The organism is Eubacterium sp. F2 (assembly GCF_046244355.1).
Classification (GTDB): domain Bacteria; phylum Bacillota; class Clostridia; order Peptostreptococcales; family Anaerovoracaceae; genus Aminicella.
In genome coordinates, this window is record NZ_CP176393.1 from 1,627,723 (window position 1) to 1,648,522 (window position 20,800).

At 48.4% G+C, this 20,800-nt stretch carries 15 protein-coding genes; 10 read left to right on the top strand and 5 right to left on the bottom strand.

Annotation, left to right across the window (positions count from 1 at the left end; translation table 11 throughout):
- Positions 1-235: 235 nt before the first annotated feature.
- Positions 236-1,279 (bottom strand): acyltransferase, encoded by a 1,044-nt coding sequence (locus tag ACI77B_RS06845; protein ID WP_409336139.1) that lies wholly within the window; start codon positions 1,277-1,279, stop codon positions 236-238.
- Positions 1,257-1,769, bottom strand: coding sequence for a hypothetical protein (locus ACI77B_RS06850; protein ID WP_409336140.1), 513 nt, complete (start codon positions 1,767-1,769; stop codon positions 1,257-1,259). Before ACI77B_RS06850 ends, ACI77B_RS06845 begins: the two co-directional genes overlap by 23 nt.
- 211 nt (positions 1,770-1,980) lie before the next feature.
- Here ACI77B_RS06850 and ACI77B_RS06855 point away from each other — a divergent pair, with 211 nt between their 5' ends.
- From ACI77B_RS06855 to ACI77B_RS06870, 4 genes are all read left to right on the top strand, one after another.
- Positions 1,981-3,402, top strand: a complete 1,422-nt coding sequence (locus ACI77B_RS06855) for an ISLre2 family transposase (protein ID WP_409336141.1) — start codon at positions 1,981-1,983, stop codon at positions 3,400-3,402.
- A gap of 474 nt (positions 3,403-3,876) precedes the next feature.
- A complete protein-coding gene (locus ACI77B_RS06860) occupies positions 3,877-4,848 on the top strand; it encodes a cation diffusion facilitator family transporter (RefSeq protein WP_409336142.1) in 972 nt (323 codons plus the stop codon).
- Between the two features lie 345 nt (positions 4,849-5,193).
- Positions 5,194-6,099: a glycoside hydrolase family 25 protein gene (locus ACI77B_RS06865; protein ID WP_409336143.1), complete on the top strand. Its 906-nt coding sequence runs from the start codon at positions 5,194-5,196 to the stop codon at positions 6,097-6,099.
- A 212-nt stretch (positions 6,100-6,311) separates the two neighbouring features.
- On the top strand, positions 6,312-6,680 hold the full coding sequence (locus ACI77B_RS06870; RefSeq protein WP_409336144.1) for a hypothetical protein: 369 nt from the start codon (positions 6,312-6,314) through the stop codon (positions 6,678-6,680).
- A 410-nt stretch (positions 6,681-7,090) separates the two neighbouring features.
- On the opposite strand, the gene pepT is transcribed toward ACI77B_RS06870, so the two are convergent.
- Both pepT and ACI77B_RS06880 read right to left on the bottom strand, forming a co-directional pair.
- A complete protein-coding gene (pepT, locus tag ACI77B_RS06875) occupies positions 7,091-8,320 on the bottom strand; it encodes a peptidase T (protein WP_409336145.1) in 1,230 nt (409 codons plus the stop codon).
- A 458-nt stretch (positions 8,321-8,778) separates the two neighbouring features.
- Positions 8,779-10,017: a S1C family serine protease gene (locus ACI77B_RS06880; protein ID WP_409336146.1), complete on the bottom strand. Its 1,239-nt coding sequence runs from the start codon at positions 10,015-10,017 to the stop codon at positions 8,779-8,781.
- 340 nt (positions 10,018-10,357) lie between these two features.
- On the opposite strand from ACI77B_RS06880, the gene ACI77B_RS06885 reads away from it, so the two are divergent.
- Entirely contained in the window at positions 10,358-12,343 is a 1,986-nt protein-coding gene (locus ACI77B_RS06885; protein ID WP_409336147.1) for a rhodanese-like domain-containing protein, read from the top strand.
- Between the two features lie 296 nt (positions 12,344-12,639).
- Here ACI77B_RS06885 and ACI77B_RS06890 read toward each other — a convergent pair whose 3' ends face one another.
- Positions 12,640-13,680, bottom strand: a complete 1,041-nt coding sequence (locus tag ACI77B_RS06890; protein ID WP_409336148.1) for a proline racemase family protein — start codon at positions 13,678-13,680, stop codon at positions 12,640-12,642.
- Positions 13,681-14,244: 564 nt separating this feature from the next.
- On the opposite strand from ACI77B_RS06890, the gene ACI77B_RS06895 reads away from it, so the two are divergent.
- From ACI77B_RS06895 to ACI77B_RS06915, 5 genes are all read left to right on the top strand, one after another.
- Positions 14,245-15,201, top strand: a complete 957-nt coding sequence (locus ACI77B_RS06895) for a metallophosphoesterase (protein ID WP_409336149.1) — start codon at positions 14,245-14,247, stop codon at positions 15,199-15,201.
- A gap of 65 nt (positions 15,202-15,266) precedes the next feature.
- Positions 15,267-16,247 carry a YibE/F family protein gene (locus tag ACI77B_RS06900; protein WP_409336150.1) on the top strand — a complete coding sequence of 327 codons (981 nt, stop codon included), beginning with the start codon at positions 15,267-15,269 and terminating at the stop codon, positions 16,245-16,247.
- An 85-nt stretch (positions 16,248-16,332) separates the two neighbouring features.
- On the top strand, positions 16,333-17,721 hold the full coding sequence (locus ACI77B_RS06905) for a Wadjet anti-phage system protein JetA family protein (protein ID WP_409336151.1): 1,389 nt from the start codon (positions 16,333-16,335) through the stop codon (positions 17,719-17,721).
- The gene (locus ACI77B_RS06910) at positions 17,718-18,353 is read left to right on the top strand and encodes a DUF4194 domain-containing protein (RefSeq protein WP_409336152.1); all 636 of its coding nucleotides are present in this window, start codon (positions 17,718-17,720) and stop codon (positions 18,351-18,353) included. Before ACI77B_RS06905 ends, ACI77B_RS06910 begins: the two co-directional genes overlap by 4 nt.
- Positions 18,322-19,584 carry an ATP-binding protein gene (locus tag ACI77B_RS06915; protein WP_409336153.1) on the top strand — a complete coding sequence of 421 codons (1,263 nt, stop codon included), beginning with the start codon at positions 18,322-18,324 and terminating at the stop codon, positions 19,582-19,584. The genes ACI77B_RS06910 and ACI77B_RS06915 overlap by 32 nt, the downstream gene beginning before the upstream one ends.
- Positions 19,585-20,800: the final 1,216 nt, after the last annotated feature.

Consider the following 20,800-nt stretch of genomic DNA (forward strand, 5'->3'; position numbering starts at 1 on the left):
CAAAATTCAGAAAAGAATAAGACTTAAAAGAAAAATATTTTATTTTCACATTTAAATGTAATTTGCGACTATATTTATCGGGCGTAATTGTTGTAGACGACAAATCCTGAGCAGCAAGGGAATGCGAAGAGTAAAAGCCGCATGGCAGCCGGGACAAAAGAAAAAGCCGGCCCCCGTTAGGCCGCAGGGCCGGCTGCAGCAAGGAGACTCCTTGCACGTTTTTATTTTGTCCGCGCTAGAGCAGCTGATTTCTTGTTACTGCCCGAATGAGCCAGGTCAGGAAGAAGGAAATCAGGAATAAAACGATGGCAATGAGGATAAACGACATTGGTCCGTATGTGTACGGGTTGAAGCCGTATATCTTCATCAGCCAGCGGATTCCGATCATGTGCAGAATGTAAATACCGAATGTACACTGGTCGATTTTTCGAATCCATGAGTCCGCGTCAATCCGAATTCTGTTCATCAGGGAAAAGAATCCTGCGCTCTGTCCGACAACCAGGATGGACGCGTATCCGCAGAAACTGTCGGTGATGGTGGTTTTTCCGAGAAATACGGTGGTGACGGCAATCAGGGCCACGGAGCATCCGATGGTCAGAAGCAGGGACAATGGAAGCTTCATTTTATGATGGTACAGCCAGTATCCGATGAAGAGGTAGACCGGGTAGACGGTCGCTGTCGGGATGCCGAATCCGAAGCTCTTGAGAAATAGCGGAATGACCGCAGTGAAAATGAGAAGCATCAGGATCAGATACGGGACCAGTTTTTCTGCGTATCTTGTGATCAGCTTATAGAACGGCATCATCAGGTAGAGGCCGATGATCATGTAGAGATACCACATGTGCGCCCAGCTCTTGGCAAAGAACAGACTGCGGATCCATCCGGTAAAAAGCGTCGGCTGCAGTCCGAATTTATAGTCTAACAGCTGGAACAGGAAGGTGAAGACGACCAGTGTAAGCAGCATGCGTTTGATGTATTTTCCAAATAGTTTTTTCAGAGGAATTTCCCGGTCCGGATCAAGCAGAAGGACTCCTGTGATCATCAGGAAAACCGGGACACACCACATCAGCAGGTTCTGAAATACCTGTTCAAAACGGACATTGGCTGCTGTCATATCGTCCTTGAAATAGATTGAGGACGCGAACAGGGAGTGCAGAATGATGATGAAGAATGTCGCGATAATGCGCATATAGGAAAACTGGTCGTAGTACGGATGATTTCCCGGCGCTTCAGAGCCGCTGCGATGTTCGTTCTCTTTAATAGAAGTTTGACGCGTCATCGCCTACACATCCTTTACTGCTGCTTCCATTGGATTGGCCGCTGTTACCTTTGGAACCGCTGTTCCCTGAATGTCCCGTATGGCTGCTTCCACCGGTGCTGCCGGAATGTCCGCTGTATGAAGAGGATGATCCGGTGCGGGCGGAAGATGAGTAGCTTCTGCTGGAAGTACTGCTGTTCGAGCCGGAATTGACGGATGAACGTGCTGCAGAAGAAGCCTCGGAGCCTGCCCGCGCTCCTGCTGGTGAAGCAGTCTTTGCTGTTTTCTGCGCACGTCTTTTTTCTGCGCGTTTCTTTGCTTTTTCTATTGCGAGACGGCGCTTTCTTGCTTTTTCCTTTGCTGCCTTTTCTTCCTTGGTCAGCTGCGCGTCAGTCTTTATGGATTGGATCTGCGCCAATGCGGACTTTCGTATTTTCTCTGCGTCAGACAGAGAATCGGTTTTCTTGATGCGGTCATCTGCATGCCCGATTATCGCAGGTGGGTGCTTCAATCCTCTGAAATATTGAAATATTTACTGAGCTGTATGATTCAGCTGTTCTTTCTATGATACATTGACCTTAACATTTTGTCAAAAATTGACGAGTTGAAACAGATAGGGAGGGTGTAAAGTATTAGTGGGAGTTTAGAAACTGGAAAAGGGATCTCCAAGTGCTAAGATAAAAGTGAAGAAATTACATCTATGCACTCGAAAGGAGATCCCTATGCCATCTATTATACATGAAATTGCAGCTGAATTCCTGGAAAATATTCTGGAAACACTAAAACCTCACGAAGGAATGAATTGGGAGGAAACCAGCGCAAAACTCATGAAGTACTGCAGGGAAACAACCGCCAGGTTCATTCGTGCGGCAGCAGAGGGATTTGATCAGGAATTGAGGAATGACAAAGCTGGCCGGAAACAACTCGGACTCACGATCAAAGCCAGAGGCAGGAAACGGACAATTTATACAGAATTTGGGACGATCGGGATCGAACGGAGCTATTACTATGACAAGAACAGCGGGAAGCACCGGTTTCTTCTGGATGAGATTCTTGGACTGCCAAAGTATGAACGTGTTGACCGGGTCGTAGGAAAGAAGCTGGCTGAAAATGCAGCCTGTGTATCCTATGCGAAGAGTTCTGAGATCGTGACGGGAGGTGAACTGAGCAGACAAACGGTAAGGAACTGTATCATGAAGGTGAATGTTCCAGAGACCGCAGTACCAGAGGTGAAGCGAAAGGTCAGTGTGCTCCATGTTTTTGCTGACGAGGATCACGTGCACATGCAGAAAGCAGGAAAGAAGCCCGGAAAACGGAGCAGAATCGTGCCACTGGTGACAGTGACAGAAGGAATCCGGATGATCGGCACCCATCGGAATGCGACGGTAGAGCCGGTAAGCTTCGTCGATGAAGAGTTCAATACCAGACGTCTGTGGAAGACGGTAGAGGGATTTATCGAGAAGAAATATGACATGGATGTGCTGGAGAAAATCGTGCTGCTTGGAGACGGCGGGAACTGGATCCGGAATGGTCTGGACGATTTTTGTCATGTAGTTCACGTTATGGATGGTTTTCATTTCCAGAAGGCCCTTCGGTCACTGGCAGTCAGGTTTCCAAAGAGAAGAGTGAAGAAAGTGATCATGGATGCTGTGAAGGGAAATGATCAAAGCAGAGCTGACCGGTGCATACAGGAACTGCTGGATGACGCGAAGGAAGACAAGGAGCTGACAGAAAAAGTCAACGGATTCGGTGTCTATCTGAATGGGAACTGGAAGCCAATCGTGAATCGTTTCAAGAAGGATATGCCGGGAAGCTGTACAGAAGGACTGGTTAGTCATATTCTGTCGAAACGGTTCAGTCGTGAGCCGCAGGGATGGAGCGATGAAGGGCTCGGAAGACTGAGTGACATCAGAGTGTATCTGATCAATGGCGGTGAACTGAAGGCGAGTGATCTGCAGAAAAAAGAGCCTGAGAATATTCTCCGGGAGAAGTACGCTGAATATGCGGACCGTGTCATCCAGCATGCGGAAAAAGAACTGCATGACTGGAGTATTTTTGACGGAGAGCCTATTGTCATGGACGGAGCTTCCGGAACTCAGATGCTGATCAAGAGCTGTGGAGCAGTAAGAGAACTGCTAAGCTGATTGAACGTGAGACTGTAATGCAGCCTGATGCCTGGACTTCTGAGCGCCTCGCTGCCAGACGATCGACGGCCTGAATCCGGGGAAGGAAACAGCTGTGTGGAATGGAACCGTTCCGGGCATGAAATGCACGGAAACGGTGACAGGACACACAGGGCGTACCGAGGACGGGTCCGAAGGTACGCAGCCCGGAGAAGGCCGGCGGAGTCGGAAGCGTGAGCATGCGCGAAGGGAGCCGGGAGGCGTTCCAGGCACAGGCTGCGTACAGCTCACAAAACAACTTGGAGATCTGTCAACAAAAACTCCCACTAGCTCTTGACACCATCACAGATAGGCTATTGGTTGATAAAAATAGAATGAAGTGATACAATTGAAAGAATATATACTGAAGATATTAGGGTTGGACTAGCCGCCAGTATTCTGGCGGTTTTTCTGGCCCTTTGAATAACTGGCAGGACGTATTGAGGAGGTGAAACTATGCATGGATTATTTCATCATGAACATGATGCACAGACAGAAGATGATATCAGTGCAGCATCCGGAGCAGAGCTCAGAGATCAGCAGGAGAAAGCAGTTTACCATGTTTCACTGGTCAACATGTTTTCGAATATCGGACTTTCCATTATTAAAATGTTCGCAGGAATACTGGGCCATTCCGCGGCCATGATTTCAGATGGATTTAATTCCCTGTCCGATGTAGCAGGAACACTGATTGTCATGGCCGGAGCGCGGGTTTCTCACCGCGCCGCAGATAAAAACCATCCCTATGGGCATGAGCGTTTTGAATGTGTTGCTTCCATTGTCTTAGGAAATATTCTGCTGATCGTCGGCCTTTCCATTGGAAAGACTGGCGTACAGTCGATCATGCACCCGGAGAAAATTGCCGTCCCGACCATGCTGCCGGTGATCGTCGCGGTCATTGCGATTGTAGTGAAAGAAATTCTGTACCACTTTACCATGCGTGCGGCGAAAAAAATGAATTCTGTCTCACTGAAGGCGCAGGCATGGGACCACCGCTCTGATTCCCTGGCTTCTGCGGGAGGTCTGGTCGGAATCGTCGGCGCCCGTCTGGGGATTCCGGTACTGGATCCGGCGGCTTCCATTGTCATCGGCATCCTGATTATCAAGGCTGCGGTTGATGTGTTCCGGGAGACGATCAATCAGCTGGTGGACCGGGCATGTCCGGATGATCTGGTGGAGCAGATGTATGCGGAAGTGGAGTCTGTTCCGGGAGTCATGCATGTAGACGACCTCCGTTCCCGTCAGTTCGGTGCTAAGATTTATGTCGATGTGGACATTACGATGGACGGACATCTGAGCCTCTATGACGCTCATAAGACGGCGCGGGAGGTCCACGATATTCTTGAAAAAGGCCATCCTGAGCTGAAGCACTGCATGGTTCATGTCAATCCGGATGAGGAGAGGGACCACGGGCATAAAGATTTATAAGGGCGGCAGGGGTTTTGCTGTCGGCAGTAATCAAGAGGAATGACAGGAAAGCGAGGGCCTCCTTGCAGTTGATTTTTGTCCCGTCTGCATATATACTGAATAGAGATGAATTGTCACTCCCGTACAGCTGGAGGGTATTCTATGAGAAAAAAATGGATCACGTTCAGTCTGTGCGCGCTGGCTGTGTATGTGCTGGCGATGGCGTACAGTGAATTGGATGATGAGATGAATGAGAAGGAAGAGTTATAAATTTCTTTTCTGAAACTCCGCGGCTTTTGCTGGTGCAGGAGCTTAGCGGAGTTTTTATTTTCAGGCCGGCGGCAGGACCGGGATGGAGAACAGCTTATGAAGAGGACAAAAAGAAAAGCGCAAGGGAGAAAGTCGTCTGTGCGCCGGAATACATTTGCGCTGAAGCAGTGGTTCCGCGGGCATTTCGATCTTTCCTGGTCCGGCAGAGGAAAAAGAAAAACGATCCTTCTGATTCTGCTTGCCGTACTGGTCTGCGGAGGACTGATTTACTGGCGCGCAGGGATCATTCATGGAAAATATAATGGTCTGGACCAGGCGCAGGCCTATGCTGTAAATCCGTACAGCAGTTCTGCCTATTACTGGAAGAATGGTCTGAAGAAGTATAAGGATGCGGAATGGACGTCCAGAAACGGAATTGATGTCTCCGCCTATCAGGGAGATATTGACTGGGCGAAGGTTAAGAAGGCGGGAATCAGCTTTGCGATGATCCGTGTGGGCTACCGCGGTTCTACCGATGGTGCCGTCAGCCTGGACAAGCGCTTTGCGAGCAACCTGGAAGGCGCAGAAAATGCCGGCCTTGATGTCGGTGTGTATTTCTATTCTTCCGCGGTTAATACGAAGGAGGCTGTTGAGGAAGCAAAATGGACGCTGAAGCAGATCCGTCATAAGGGAATTACAATGCCGGTGGCGTTTGACATGGAAGAGGATTCCTCCAGCAGAACGTATAATCTGTCTATGATGCAGAAAACCAAAATTACCGACGCTTTCTGTTCTATTGTGAAGCAGAACGGGTATAAACCGCTGATTTACGGAAATCCGACATGGATCAACAATTCTCTGGATCTTTCCTATCTGACAAAATACGATCTCTGGATCGCGCATTATACCAATCAGACAACCTTTCAGCATAAGTACATCATGTGGCAGTATTCGCAGAGCGGAAAACTTCCGGGAATTTCGCATTCCGTGGATATGGATATTCTGATGGTGCAGGCAGGATAAGTGGAATAAATTCCATGTTCTGTGATTAGATTCAGTGGTATAATTTCAATATACAGAATAATCAAGTATGTATTTGCAGGCGTTATGTATGCATTGTAAATATGGTTTTCACTGCAGCTGCAATGAAAACTGGGATTTCTGAACAAGCGGGCAGGAGTAATCGTAATTATATTATGCGGATGGATGCATCTGTCAGACAGGAGGGCAGTAATATGGCATTATTTGACAAGGACGCAATTCTGGATAAGGCAAAATCTGCGGCAAAGCAGGCTGGAGATGCGGCGAAGCAGGCAGGTGAGGCGGCAAAGCATGCCGGAGCTGTCGCGAAGGAAGCCGGGAAACAGGCCAGTGATGACGCGAAACTGAAGATTGAAGTGACAAAGCGCAAGAATATGATTGCATCGGAAAACAGACTGATTGATTCCGAACTTCAGAAAATCGGACAGATTTATTACGTGCAGTATAGGAATGGAGAGACTGAGTTTGTCGGTGAGGCAGGAAATCTGGCCAGGGAAATTGATTCACATAAGGAAAAAATTGCTGAGCTTGAAAAAGAGATCGAGGAGCTGCAACAGGATTAAGCGGAAGAGTACAGGACGTAAACGGTTGAATTTTCAATGGTTATGTGAATTCCAGGCTGGCTGAGTGCCTGTCTGTTTCAAAAACCCTCATCGCCGGGTAAAAGACTGACAACGGTTTTCTGCTTTGGCCTGGCAATGCGGACAGCAGAGCAGGACTGCAGGCGGGTCAGGACTCGTTCGCTCTGAACGATCCATATGTAGACAGCACGGACCGGTAGAGTTCCATCAGAAAAAATGATAAAGACAGAAAAGCGGTACCGCCGGTGGATTTCCGGTGATACCGCTTTTTACATATCGCTGGTGAGCAGGAGAGAGATCGTCATGAATGATTTCGATCCTTTCAGGCTCCTCAGCAGCTGACAGCCAGTGGCTGAAAAATGGTCTGCAGAATCAGTTCGGGCTGCGTAAAATTACAGATCAGATTTTTTTACTTCTGCGATTTTCTGAACAACCTTTGTGATCATTTCCGTTGCTTTTTCCATATCCTGGACGACAGCAAACTCGCTTCTTCCGTGGAAGTTGCTTCCGCCAGGTCCCAGGTTCGGGCAAGGAAGTCCTCTGAAGGACAGGAATGCACCGTCTGTGCCGCCTCTGATCGGCGCAGTGTCCGGCTCGTATCCCATTTCTCTGATAACAGACAGCGGAATTTCCGTCAGTTTAGGATGCTGCTCGATGATTTCGCCCATGTTGTGGTACTGCTCAGTGTTTTCAACAACAACTGTTCCTTCGCCGTATTTGTGGTTCAGGAATTCAGCTGTCTTATTCATTATGTCCGCACGCTTTTCAACCAGATCCCAGTCAAAGTCACGCAGGATGAAGTTCATGACAGCCTTCTCAACGCCGCCGCTCATGGTAACCAAATGGTAGAATCCTTCTCTTCCTGCGGTGTATTCTGGACGCTCGTCTCTTGGGAGCATGTCATCAAATTCTTCTGCAACGTGCAGCGCATTGATCATTGCATTCTTTGCAAATCCAGGATGTACGCCGACTCCGTTTACGGTAACCTTGGATCCCATGGCGCTGAAAGTTTCGCTCTGGCATTCGCCGAACAGATCTCCGTCGATGGTGTAGGCGCAGTCTGCGCCGAACTTGTCCAGGTCGAACAGGTCGCTGCTGCGTCCGATTTCCTCGTCCGGTGTGAATCCGATGCGGATTGTACCGTGTTTAATGCTGCTGTCATTATGCAGGATCTCGGCCAGGGTCATGATTTCTGCAACGCCGGCCTTATTATCGCCGCCCAGAAGTGTTGTTCCGTCAGAAGTAATGATATCGCATCCGATGAAATTCTTCAGGGTTTCAGCGTCAACTTTGATGCCTTCCTTCTCGTTGATAATCAGGTTGCCGCCCTCATAGTGATGCATAACCGGTTTGACATTCTCATTCGGTGCGTCCGGGGAAGTATCGATGTGCGCGATCAATCCCAGAACCGGTCCATCGTAATTCTCAATGTTGGCCGGAATAGTGCCCATTACGTAGCAGTGCTCATCGACGTCGACGTCTTCAACACCCAGAGTTTTCATCTCGTCCGCAAGAGCGTTCGCGAAATCGAACTCCTTTGGATTACTCGGGCATGCGTCGTTTTCTTCCGTCGAACCGGTCGGATACTTGACGTATTCCATCAGTCGTTCATATGCCTTCATTTTTTTCACTCCTTCATTTATATAGATAATATTTAAATCGTTGTCATTGTCTGTCCCGCAGGCAGTCTGTCCGTCAATCCGGCGCTGCTGCCGTATGGCAGGGCAGTGTTATCTTCTGACAAAATCCACAGAGCAAGGCAGAAAACCGGCTGCACGGCAGTCCGTAAGTTCCTTGCGTCTTTCTTTTGCCGACGCTTCAATTATATGACTGGGAAAGTAAATGCGCAAGGATTCTGACAGAAAAGTGCCGGACAAACACGGGCGATCATTTAACGTAGTAAAGTATTTGTGTGAATACACAAGAAAAACAGGCGCCCGGATGTGAAATTTCCGGATGCCTGTAATGGTCTCATCCTTTATGAAAGTATCTATGTAAAACTGAGTATTTCAGTATCAATCCTGTCCATCTATGTAAAACTGAACAATGTCAGTGCTGCGCTGTGATTATATTCCCTGTGTTACCATGGATTTTCGGAGGAGCCCGAACCGGATCCGTATTCGCTGCTTCCGCCGCTCTGGCCGGATGAGTCAGAACCGGAATCGAATGGGGAACTGGAATCGGAGTCTGAACCGGATCCGTACTGAGAATCTGAGCTGGAATTGGAATCGGAGTCAGAGCTTGAGCTGGATCCGATATTTCCCTGCGTCTTGATGATCTTAGCTGCGGACTTGGCGGCTGTGTTGACCGGAACAGCGAAGCCCAGGCCTTCTACGTCAGAACCTGAGGATTTTGATTCAACAATCCCAATCAGGTTTCCGGAGCTGTCGAACAGACCGCCGCCGGAATTTCCAGGGTTGACGGACGCGTCTGTCTGGAGCAGGGTCAGTTTCTGGTTGTTGATCGTAAGTTCTCTGTCAAGAGCGCTGACAATTCCTGTAGTTGCCGTATTGCTGAGTTCACCCAGGGCGTTTCCGATGGCAACGACAGAGTCACCGACTTCCAGCTTGCTGCTGTTTCCGTATGTTACTGCAGTCAGGCCGGTGGCTGTAATCTTGATGACTGCCAGGTCATTATCGGAATCTGTACCAATCAGTTTCGCGGAATAGGATTTTCCGTTTTTCAGCGTGACTTTGATGCTGGAGGCATCTTCGATGACGTGTTCGCAGGTCAGAATATATCCGTTAGACTGGATGATTACGCCGGAGCCTGCACTGCTGGTCGTCTGCGAAGATGCACTGGAGAATCCGCTGCTGTCAGATGAAGAGGAGGTAACGGTAATGGAAACTACAGAGTTCTCCGCCTTCTTCACGATGCTGTCGGTCGTCAGAGTTGTTTTTGAACTTGTCAGTTTGTAATTTGTCGCGGATGTGCTGCTTCCTGAACTTCCAAAGTAATTGGTATACAGGGCATATCCTCCGACGGAAACGGCGGACGTTGCCAGCATGCATCCGGCCATCATCAGAGCCAGTGTTTTCTTCTTGATCGGCTGCAGGTGTGACGTGCCGGATGAGGAAGGACCGCCGCTGAAATTGTTATTGGAATAGTATCCCCGGTTTTCATCAAACGGCGGATAATCACGGAAGCTGCTGTTATCGTAGGAATTACCCCAGTCCTCGCCGCTGTAATTCTGGTTATAATCGTTGTGGCTCATCGGGTCATTTCCCTGCTCGTACGGATCTCCGCTGCGCTGTCTGTTCTTTCTCCATCTCAGCATGACCATCACCTCGTTCCCTTTCTTTCTGAATGATGATTTCACATCTCGTTTTCTGTAACTTATGGCTTTATTGTAATCGGGGGTCATGTTCATCCTGCGTAGAGAAAATATGAATTAAGTTAAGGCTGATATCACAGAAGGCACAATTTTTTCACATTTCTTCCGTTTTGTGATGATCGGAATTGCTATTGTGATGAAAGAATGGACAAATCAGGTGTCAGGGTCACGATCTATATTAAGTTAGAGATCACGAATCCTAAAAGGGTATTTTATTACCGATTAGAATTATAGGCTTAACATTGATAGAATATATTGGTGCAGATAGTACGCCGGAACTACAATATATGAAGAGAGTTATCGCATGTTCACGGAGGAGGAGATTATGATTAAGACTAACTCTGCTCTGCGCAAGTTTATGGTTACGGCTCTGGCAGTGCTGACAGCAGTCGCATTCTTAGGCATGAACCCGTCTTACGCAGCAAAGAAGTTAAAGGTTTCTCCGTCCAAAAAGACAATTTATGTCGGAAAGACGGTAAAACTGAAATCAAATCAGAAGGTCAAATGGTCTGTTAAATCTGGAAAGACCATTGTCAAGCTGACATCTAAGAAAACTACTTCCGTAGTTGTAAAAGGTCTGAAGAAAGGCAGTGCTTCTGTAACTGCTCGGGCTGGAAAGCAGAAGGCTTCCATCAAGATCACGGTTAAGAAGGCTGCATCCACTTCTAACGTCAAGGCTCAGCCGGCAGAGAAGACCAGCAAGGTCTATGTATCTGCGGCTTATGTCCGCGCAGCGATTGCCGGTAAGCAGAAAGAAATGAAGAAACCGGTTGTTCTGGAAGTCGGCTGGGGAACAGAGAAGGATGATCCTGATTATGGTGCAGGTCATATTCCTGGAGCTATCCACTTCAACACAGACTGGATTGAGAACAATGAACTCGATAGAGAATCCCAGCGCTGGGATATCCGTAAGTTCGATTCCATCAAGGCTCAGCTTGTCAAGCTCGGTATTACGACTGATACACCAGTAATCGTTTACGCGAACGGAGCGACAAACTCCGGTGATGACCGTGTTGCATTTGCACTTCTGTGGGCTGGCGTAAAGAACGTCAAGTCCCTGGACGGCGGCTATGGCGCATGGACCAAGGCAGGATATCCGACAGAGAAGAAGAGCAACAACGGAAAGAGCGCATCTGCATTCGGCAGATCCACAGCAGCTCATCCGGAATGGATTGTCGACACCAATACAATCACAAAGGCGGACAGCAAGTATAAGCTGGTCAGCATCCGTTCCTATGAGGAATACATCGGCCAGACCAGTGGCTATGGTTATATCCAGAAGGCCGGCGAGCCTAAGGGAGCGATCTGGGGTCATGATACCGATGACGGTTCTTACGTAAACGCTGACGGAACCGCTGTAGGTCCGGACACCATTGCCAAGTACATTCAGCTTTACGGAGCAACACTGGATGACAATCTCGCCTTCTACTGCGGAACCGGCTGGAGAGCATCCATTCCGTTCCTGATCATGTATCAGAATGGTTACACCAACATGACCATGTATGATGATGGATGGTTTGTATATCAGCAGCATGATAACCTTCCGGTTCAGATCGGTGATCCGGCAAAGGGAAATGTCACATACACAACAACGGACAAGCTTCCGACCACATACACAGCCCTGGGCGGACTGAAGTATGCGAAGGACAGTGTCACAGCAACCGCGACAGGAACGGTTGACAATGCTCTGTCTGCTACAGGCGGAAAACTGGATAATAACGTAACCTACACATCCAGTAACGAGGACTATGTCACCGTAGCAAAGGACGGAACGGTAACGGTTAATAAGATGCCGGCAGTCGGATCCACGACTCAGGTTACCATTACAGCAACTGGAATTCCGGAAATGGCAAACAGTAGTGAAAAGCATGCGACAGCATCCTACACGATTACGCTGAAAGACCGTGCAAATGATTATACAGATGCTGATGCATGGAAGAAACTCGGCATCACCTATGACCAGTATAAAGCTCTGGATTCTTCCAAGACTCAGGTCCTGGATCTGAGACAGGATTCCATCAAGCTGGATAACGGAACAGACATCGGCTTCAAGGCTGGACATCTGAAGGGCGCCGTTCAGGTTGCATGCTTCCCGATCTCTACAACCGAGCAGGAAAATCTCCTGTCAACAGCAATCAAGGATAAGAAACTGGATCCGTCCAAGAAGATCGTCGTCATCTGCAGATCCGGAAACCTCGGAGCCAAGAGAGCAATTTCTATTCTGAAAGAAAACGGATTCAAGGACGTTACCTACATCATCGGCGGAGCACAGGGTCTTCTGACAGACCATGCCGCTGATCTGGTAAAGTAGCAGGGGAACAAAAGAAAAAATAATATTGCAGGAAAGAACATGCGCAGCGCCGTCAGCAGTCTGGACAATCCAGGCTGTCAGCCGGCGCATCTCTTTATGTCTGTAGCGGACTGAACAGAAAGAAGGAAGGCAGACAGGCTGGCCGGATCTTTATCCTGTGCAGAATTCGCTGGCAGAGTCTGCCCGATTGATCAGACATAAAAACAGACCGCCGCTGGCAGGGATGATGCACCCTGCCGCGGCGGCCTGTTACTTCTATTCATTACGTAAAATCATTAGTCTCGTCATTATGGAAACTATCTAGGAACAACGAATCCCTTTCCCAGAGCATCGTCCGGATCGATGAACCATGTTGCTTCTCCGCAGAGGTAAGCAGCGCCTCTGACCTGAGGGATAACTGCATCATAGTCAGCAACCTTGGTCTCTTCCTTGATGGTTCCGTAGAACTTGGTTCCGATGAAGGACTCGTAAACGAATTCTTTGCCAACCGGGAGCTCTCCGAGAGCGTGGAGCAGGGACAGCTTAGCGGATGTTCCTGTTCCGCACGGGCTTCTGTCGAGCTGCGGATCGTTCGGGTCACCGAATACAACCAGGTTGCGCAGGTCTGCGTCTGGTGTATCTGTGGTGGAGTAGTTCTCAACCAGGTCTACTGTTGTGATATCCAGTTCAGGATGTTGGATTTCTACTGTCTTGTTGACTTCATTCAGCATGAAGCTGGAGAACTTGGTCAGGAACGGAGCCGTCTCCGGGCTTACCTTGATGCCGAAGTTCTTCTCTGTATCAACCATTGCGAAGAAGGAACCGCCGAAGCAGATATCATAGACAACGTCTTTTCCTTCATATGTTGTGTGCAGATCCTTCTTATAGCGGAATGCCGGAACGTTCGTCAGTGTTACGCCTGTAACCTTGCCGTTCTTAACGTCGGCAACTGTTCTGATCAGTCCTGCAGGAGCTTCCAGAACAACCTCTGTCTGAGGCTCTTTCATCTCCATCAGTCCGCCTTCCAGGATTGCTGTGACTGTTCCGATGGTGCAGTGTCCGCACATGTTCAGATAGCCGCCGCCGTCCATGAAGAATACACCGAAATCAGCTTCCGGGTTGCATGGCTCGGTGATGAAAGAACCGAACATGTCATGATGCCCTCTAGGCTCAAACATCAGTGCTGTTCTCAGGTAGTCATAATGCTCTTCCAGATAGTGCTTTCTTTCGATCATTGTCTTGCCTTCTGTCTCCGGGCAGTCGATCGCAACACGGCAGTACTCACCCTCTGTATGAGCCTCGATTGTTCTGATATGGTCTACATACTTGGAATAGTCAATCTTCGGTGTTAATTTCATCTTTCTTACCTCCTTGCGCGATTGTTTTTCAACCGTAATCTCTGTTAAAACTATAACGTAGAAAATGGATAAAGTCAATACAGAAAACTCTAATAAAAAGAATCATTGATACTTGACATTTCAGCATTTTCGTGAAAGAGACAAGTATGTGTTATGTACTGTGTTCTAGTCCTGTTTTTTTATTATTTTCTGTGTGAATCGGACAAAAAACAATGAAGCAAGAAGCCTGTTCCTGTTTGTGTATAGAGAAAAACAATCGGAAAGGCGTCTGGAAAGCACGGGAAAACAAAGAAAAAGGACAGCAGCTTTTGTTCGCTCATACGTGTAAAAAATGACCAGTTAAGGGAACACTTTATCTTTGCGAAGTGTTGTATGCAGTATGCAAGAATAGGCGAGCTGGGAAGAAAAATTGACAGCTGCTGCGGACTTGTCCTGTATCCTTTGTCAGATCGGGGGCCTTATGGTTTTACATAAGGTTTACAGGACTGCGGTAGAAGCATAATTCTGTATACAGTCAGCCTCAAGGACGGAAAGATCACCCTGCAGATTTCCAGCAATAAGTCCATGAAGGGCGCAAAAACATATAAGGCAGCGCAGACAGCGGTTGCGGATGAGAAGGATGACAGCGGAAATACATATACATCCAATAAGGTAACCGTGTCCGGACTGAAAGAGGGAACAACCTACTATTACCGCTATGAGCCGGAAGACGGAGAGTATTCTTCGGTACGTTCTCATACCGTAGAACCGTCAAAATCTTTCTCCTTTGCCTTTGTCGGCGACCCGCAGATCGGTTCTTCCAATGAACTGAAGGGTCAGGACAGCAAGGAATTCTACGATGCTCAGTCCAATGCAGTAATGAATGACTCCTTCAACTGGTCGGTTACGCTGAATCAGATCCAGAAGAGAACGAACGGAAAGACTGCATTCATCATGTCTGCAGGAGACCAGATTCAGACGACAAAGGCAAAGTCCCCGAACAAGCTGGGGTCCAAGAATGAGATTGAGTATGCCGGATATCTCGCACCGAAGACACTGCAGTCCGTTTCTGTTGCGACAACGGTAGGAAATCACGATGCGGACAACCCGAACTACACCTATCATTTCAACCGCGCAAATGCAAGCAGTCTCGGTTCCAACGGAGTAACCGGCGGCGACTACTGCTTCACCTACGGAAATGTTCTGTTCATCGACCTGAACACGCAGAACACCAACGCGGCTGAGCATAAAGCGTTTATCGAGCAGGCGGTAAAGGCGCATAAGAACTGCAAGTGGAGAATCGTCACTCTGCACCAGGACATCTACGGATCTGCTGAGCACTCCAACGAGCCTGAAATCACCAACCTGAGATACACACTGATTCCGTACTTTGAGGAGAATAAGATTGATCTGGTCCTGACCGGACATGACCATGCTTACTCCAGAAGTAAGATTCTGAAGGGCGGAAAATCCACCGTTACTTATGACAGCACCGCATTTAAGAAAATGCTGACGAATTTCTCCTTCTTTCGTTTTTTATGAACGTGAAAAGTTCATCCAAGGTCCAGTTGTTAGATAACAACGGGCGTTCGTTCCAGAAAGGTGTCGTGACGAAGGTTCTGGGAAGCTCCGGAGGAACCCAGCAGGTCAGAATCCGTCTGACGACCGGAAAGCTGAAGGGGGAGGTCATCACCGCCAGGAGCACCAATTCCTACCTGTATGGTGCGAAATGTAAGGAAGGAAGTCACGTCGTCATCCTGCTCAGTCAGGCGAAAAATACGTCAGATGCTTCCGTGTACAGCATCGACAGAGGCTGGAAAATCTGGCTCATGGTCGGCATTTTCATTGCGATCGTCGTGCTGATCGGAGGCCGGAAGGGCATCGATTCCATTGCCGGGCTGATATTTACGATCTTGTGTCTGTTTTTCGTCTTCTTGCCTATGGTCTACCGCGGATTTTCACCGATCTTTACGGCGATCCTGATCTGCGCACTGACGACCTTCGCGACGATGATTCTGATCGACGGCCTGACACGGAAATCGATTGCGGCGATCCTCGGTACCATTATCGGCGTCATCGGAGCGGGAATTTTCGCCTGGATTTTCGGTGCGGTTACGGACATCGGCGGCCTGAACGTCTCCGATATCGAGCAGCTGATTTATGTGGGACAAATGACAAAAATCAAGATTGGACAGCTGCTGTCCGCCGGCATTCTGATTGCCGCCCTCGGCGCAGTCATGGATGTCGGAATGTCTGTGGCATCCTTCCTTTCTGAGCTTCATGACAAGAATCCGGATCTGAGCGGGAAAGAGCTGTTCAAGTCTGGTATGAATGTCGGAAGAGATATGATGGGAACCATGACCAACACCCTGATCCTGGCTTTCGCGGGCGGATCCATCAATACCCTGATCTACGTCTATGCCTACGCCTATCCCTACAGGGAAGTCATCAACATGTATTCAGTCGGCATTGAAATTATGCAGGGCCTGTCCTCGAGCCTGGGCGTCGTTCTGACCATACCGGCGACGGCACTGATTGCGGCATTGTATTTCGGCAGAAAGAAGATAGAGAAAAAGGCCGATAATTAATCCCGGCCGTCAGGGCTTGGAATAATATGGTATACTTGACTGGACAGAAGACAAAAAGAAATGAGCCAGGAGAAATGATTATCTAATGAATTTATTCAGTCGTATACCGGGAAATTTTTTCAGCATATTAGCGTCTCCTAAGAAAGAACTCTACGTGGAGGCGCTTTTTGTGCTGCGTCAGGCCTTTAAAACGGAGCTGGTCATCAAGAGAAAGGATCTTCTGGCGATGTTTATGGATTCGCTGGAAGACCAGTTTAACGAAGCGGATTTTACGGAAGAGGCCGAGGAAGAGGGAGAGACGGATGCGTCCGCACTGTCTGCCAAGGCTCATCTTCTGTTCAGCCGTCTGAGGGAGACCGGCTGGGTGGAAACAGAATATGAACCCCGGTCCTTTGAAGAAAATGTAACGGTTCCCGGATACGCGATTTCGGTCATCAATCTTCTGTATGATCTTTCCAATGAGAAGGTTAAGGAATACAACAGCTATGTGTATGCGACCTATGCGGCTCTGGAAAACGCGAAGCGGACGCCGGATTATGTGTATCAGGCTCTGCAGACAGCCTACCAGAATACGGTTCGGCTGGTTGATGAGCTGAAGGGGCTGTTTAATAATATCCGCAGATATTTCTCCTATCTTCCGGGGGAAAATGACGTGAACGCCTTGCTGCATGAGCATTTTGACGAATATAAGGAGGAGGTGATCGACAAGGTGTATTTTCCGCTGAAGACGATTGATTCCGTGCCTCGCTTCAAGAATCCGATTATGAAAATCCTGAATGGCTGGCTGAATGACGATGAAATGATCGGGCGGATCACCCGGCAGGGGCTGAACCGTCAGGTGCTGGAGGACGAAGAACAGGGACGGGATGAAGTTCTGCGGATGATCCAGTATACGGTCGATACCTATGAAGGCATCGAAGAGATGATCGCGCAGATTGACCAGAAACATAATGAATACACCAATTCTTCCGTGGAGCGGATCCGTTATCTGATGAATACAGACCGGAGTGCAAAGGGAAGGATCATCGACCTTCTGAAAGCTTCCGGTGACCCGAAGCTCATGAGGGAAATGGAGAAGAGTCTGAATGTCTTTTCCGTTAAATACGCCGGACAGAAATCCATGTATGACCGGGTAAAACGGACGAAAAAGCAGGAAAAGAACTACCGGAAACTGGAAAAGCCGAAGGACAGTCCGCAGGTATTCAGCGGATTCCTGGAAGATGTAAGAAACCAGTATTCCAATAAGAAGATCGATGCTTATATGGAAAAGTGCATGGACGGACGCGACAGAATTACGACGGAAGATATTGATATTCTGGATTCGGAAGATTTTATTCTGTATCTTCTCTGTACGATCAGAGGAAAAGAACGGACGGCGCCATTTACGATTGATTTTGAAGAGGGAAATACAAAGCGGCAGGGCTACAGTGTGCCGAGAGCGGTGTTTAAGCGGAAAGTGAGGAAGCAGTCATGATATTTCAGGAAGAATATGAAAAAATGTCTTCAGCGGAGCAGAAAACATTTAAGGAAATTGTCAATGAACTGCTTGCCCATACTTATCTGCTTTCCAGAGACTATAATTTCGATGAAGACGTGAGTACCGTCAATCAGGACTATATTTTTGCCGAGCGGAACTTTGAAATGATTCAGGATTACCTTCATTATGCGGGCTTTCAGCTGGATAAAGACACGACCTATGGAGTGATCGCCTTAAGCAGCAGCTTCGAAGGAAATCTGGAACGCTTTAATAAGCTGACCACGCTGATGACCTATGCGCTGCGGCTGATCTATGAAGAAGAGCGGGAAAAACTCCAGCTGATCAATGAAGTCTTCACGACGGTGGGGAATCTGGTGAACAAGCTGATTACTCTCGGGGCGATTCCCAAGAAACCGGCCAATGTGGATATGGAAAAGGCGCTCAGGACGTTGAAAAAATATAACATCATCAAGAAAGTTGACGGTGCCTGGTCCGATGCGAGGACACGGATCCTGATTCTGCCGTCCATTCTGTTCATCGTTTCCAACGAACAGATTTCCAATCTCAGCGAGCTGATAAAAACAAAGGAGAACACGGATGAAGAAACTGACGAGATTACTGCTGATTAACTGGTACGGATACAGTTTTGAGCTGGTCGATTTCGGCATGATCAATTTTCTGACCGGAAAAACCGCATCTGGAAAATCGACGATTATCGATGCGCTTCAGCTGGTTCTTCTGGGAGAGACAAGTGGAAATTTCTTTAATAAGGCGGCGAATGAAAAATCCGTCAGGACACTGAGAAGCTATTTATACGGGGAGAACGGAGATAATGGAGATACTGGATTTAATTATCTCCGTGAGGGTCCCTTTAGCAGTTATGTGGTTCTGGAAATCGAAGATACGGAAAAAGAAAAGATGCAGATGATCGGAATCGGTGCAGACTGCCATGAAGATCTGAATTTTGATACCCAGTGGTTCGTCGTGCATAATCATGGGATTCCGGAGACGAACTTCATCAAGCCGAAAACAGAAACCCCTTACCGGATTACCGAACTGAAAAAGTATTTCAGCAGCCAGCCGGGAAAGTGGAATGTGGAGTTCTGCCAGTCCAATAAGCGTTACCGGGATGTCACCCTGGCCGTGTTCGGCAATATCAAGGATAAGTACCGCACCCTGCTGAAAAAGTCTGTCCCTTTCTCACCGATCACGGACATCGAAAAATTCATTACAGAGTCCATCTGTGATGTAAAAAATGAAATTCATGTAGAAGAGATGCAGTCGGATATCCGGCAGTATAAGAGTCTGCAGGATGATATCGACCGGACGGAGAAAAGGGTGGCTGCGCTGGAGAATATTTCCCGTGTTTCAGCTGAATTTGACAATGCTGTGGGAAGAAAACTGCAGCAGGAATACATCGTTATCCGTGCGGAACAGGACGAGAAGAAAGCAGAACTTCTGCATCTGAAGCAGTCTGCAGAGAAGAAAGAAGCAGAACTTCAGGAAATCCGCTCGCAGATTCAGAAGTTTACAGAAGAAATATCCCGCGCCGGACAAATCATTGAAGGCAAGAAGAAGGAATATTTCTCTTCCGATGCCATTAAAAAACGGGATGAGCTGACGGAAAAAATCGAGCGGCTGAGCCGGGAAATCGACGAAATCGAAAAACGAATTCAGTGGCCGTCAGAAATACGAAGAATTACGGAAGTGTCTGGGGCAGCGCTCTGGAGGGGTTGGAAGAACGCAGAGTTCAGGTGGAAAAGGAAGACCGGGACTGTGTACAGAGCATGCAGGACATCAGCCGGGATACCCTTGCGGAGTTTCCTTTTGTCCGGGTCTGTGAGCAGATGGAATCTCTGAAGGGAAGAATCGCAGAAAAGAGGCGTGAGACGGCAGGAGAGCTGCTGGCGCTTGAAGAGGAGATTGAGGAGCTCTCGCGGAAAGAGAAAAACTTAAAGAAGGGCATTAAGCCCTATCCGGCGAGCGTGACGAGGCTCCGGGAAATCCTTCAGATTGAGCTGAAGAAAAGATCTGGGAAGGATGTCCGTGTCCCGGTGTTCGCAGACCTTCTGGAAATCCGCGACCCGCAGTGGGCCAACGCCATTGAGGGATATCTGGACCGTCAGAAGTTTAATCTGCTGGTTCCGGAACAGTATTTTCGGGAGGCGGGAGTGATTTACAGCCGCGCGAAGAAGGACGAACACCTGTTCGATGTGGGGCTTGTGGACCTTGGCAGGATGCGAAAAGAATTCCGGAAGCAGCCGATGAAGGGATCGCTGGCGGAAGAGATTCAGACGAAGGACCCTGACGCGCGTCTCTATGCCGATTTTCTTCTGGGAAATGTCATGAAATGTGAAGACGTCCGCAATATCAATCAGCACAGGATTTCCATCACCCGTGACGTCATGCTGTATAAGGGCTATGTGACGCGGAAACTGATCCCGAAGCGTTATGAAGTTCCGTTTATCGGAAGGCGGTCCATGGAAATCCAGCTGCAGCAGCTTCAGAAACAGCTGAAAGAGAGCAGAAAACGTCATGATATTCTGGCGGAAACGAAGAAGGTTCTGGATCTGGCCGCAAAGCAGGGCATTCTGGAGCATTATGAGGCGAAGCAGTATGCAGATGCCGCCGGCGAGATTCCGTCACAGGAGCAGAAAAGGAAAGACCAGAAGGCCTTGCAGAAGGAGCTGGACAGTCTGGACTTAACGTATCTGGAACGTCTGAAGAAGGAAATCAGCCAGATGGAAAAAGAGCAGGCAGAACGGCAGAACAGAAGAGACGGGTTGAATTCTTCTGCAGGCATGCTTCAGGAAAAAGTCCGTCAGCTCAGAGAAGAGCAGATTCCGTTCTGTGAGAATGCGCTGAAAGACGTTCAGGAAAGGATGAATGAGCAGTTTGACGCGCAGTGGATGGAAACTTCAGGAGAACCGCATTATCAGGACGTTCTGCGCAAGAGAAGCAGCAGTACCCAGCTGTCTCTTCGGGAAAGCTACGCCAGAACCCTGGAAGCAACCAAAACGATCATCCATCAGCTGAGCGATAAGAGAAAGGCTCTCCGCGGGGAATATAACAGGGA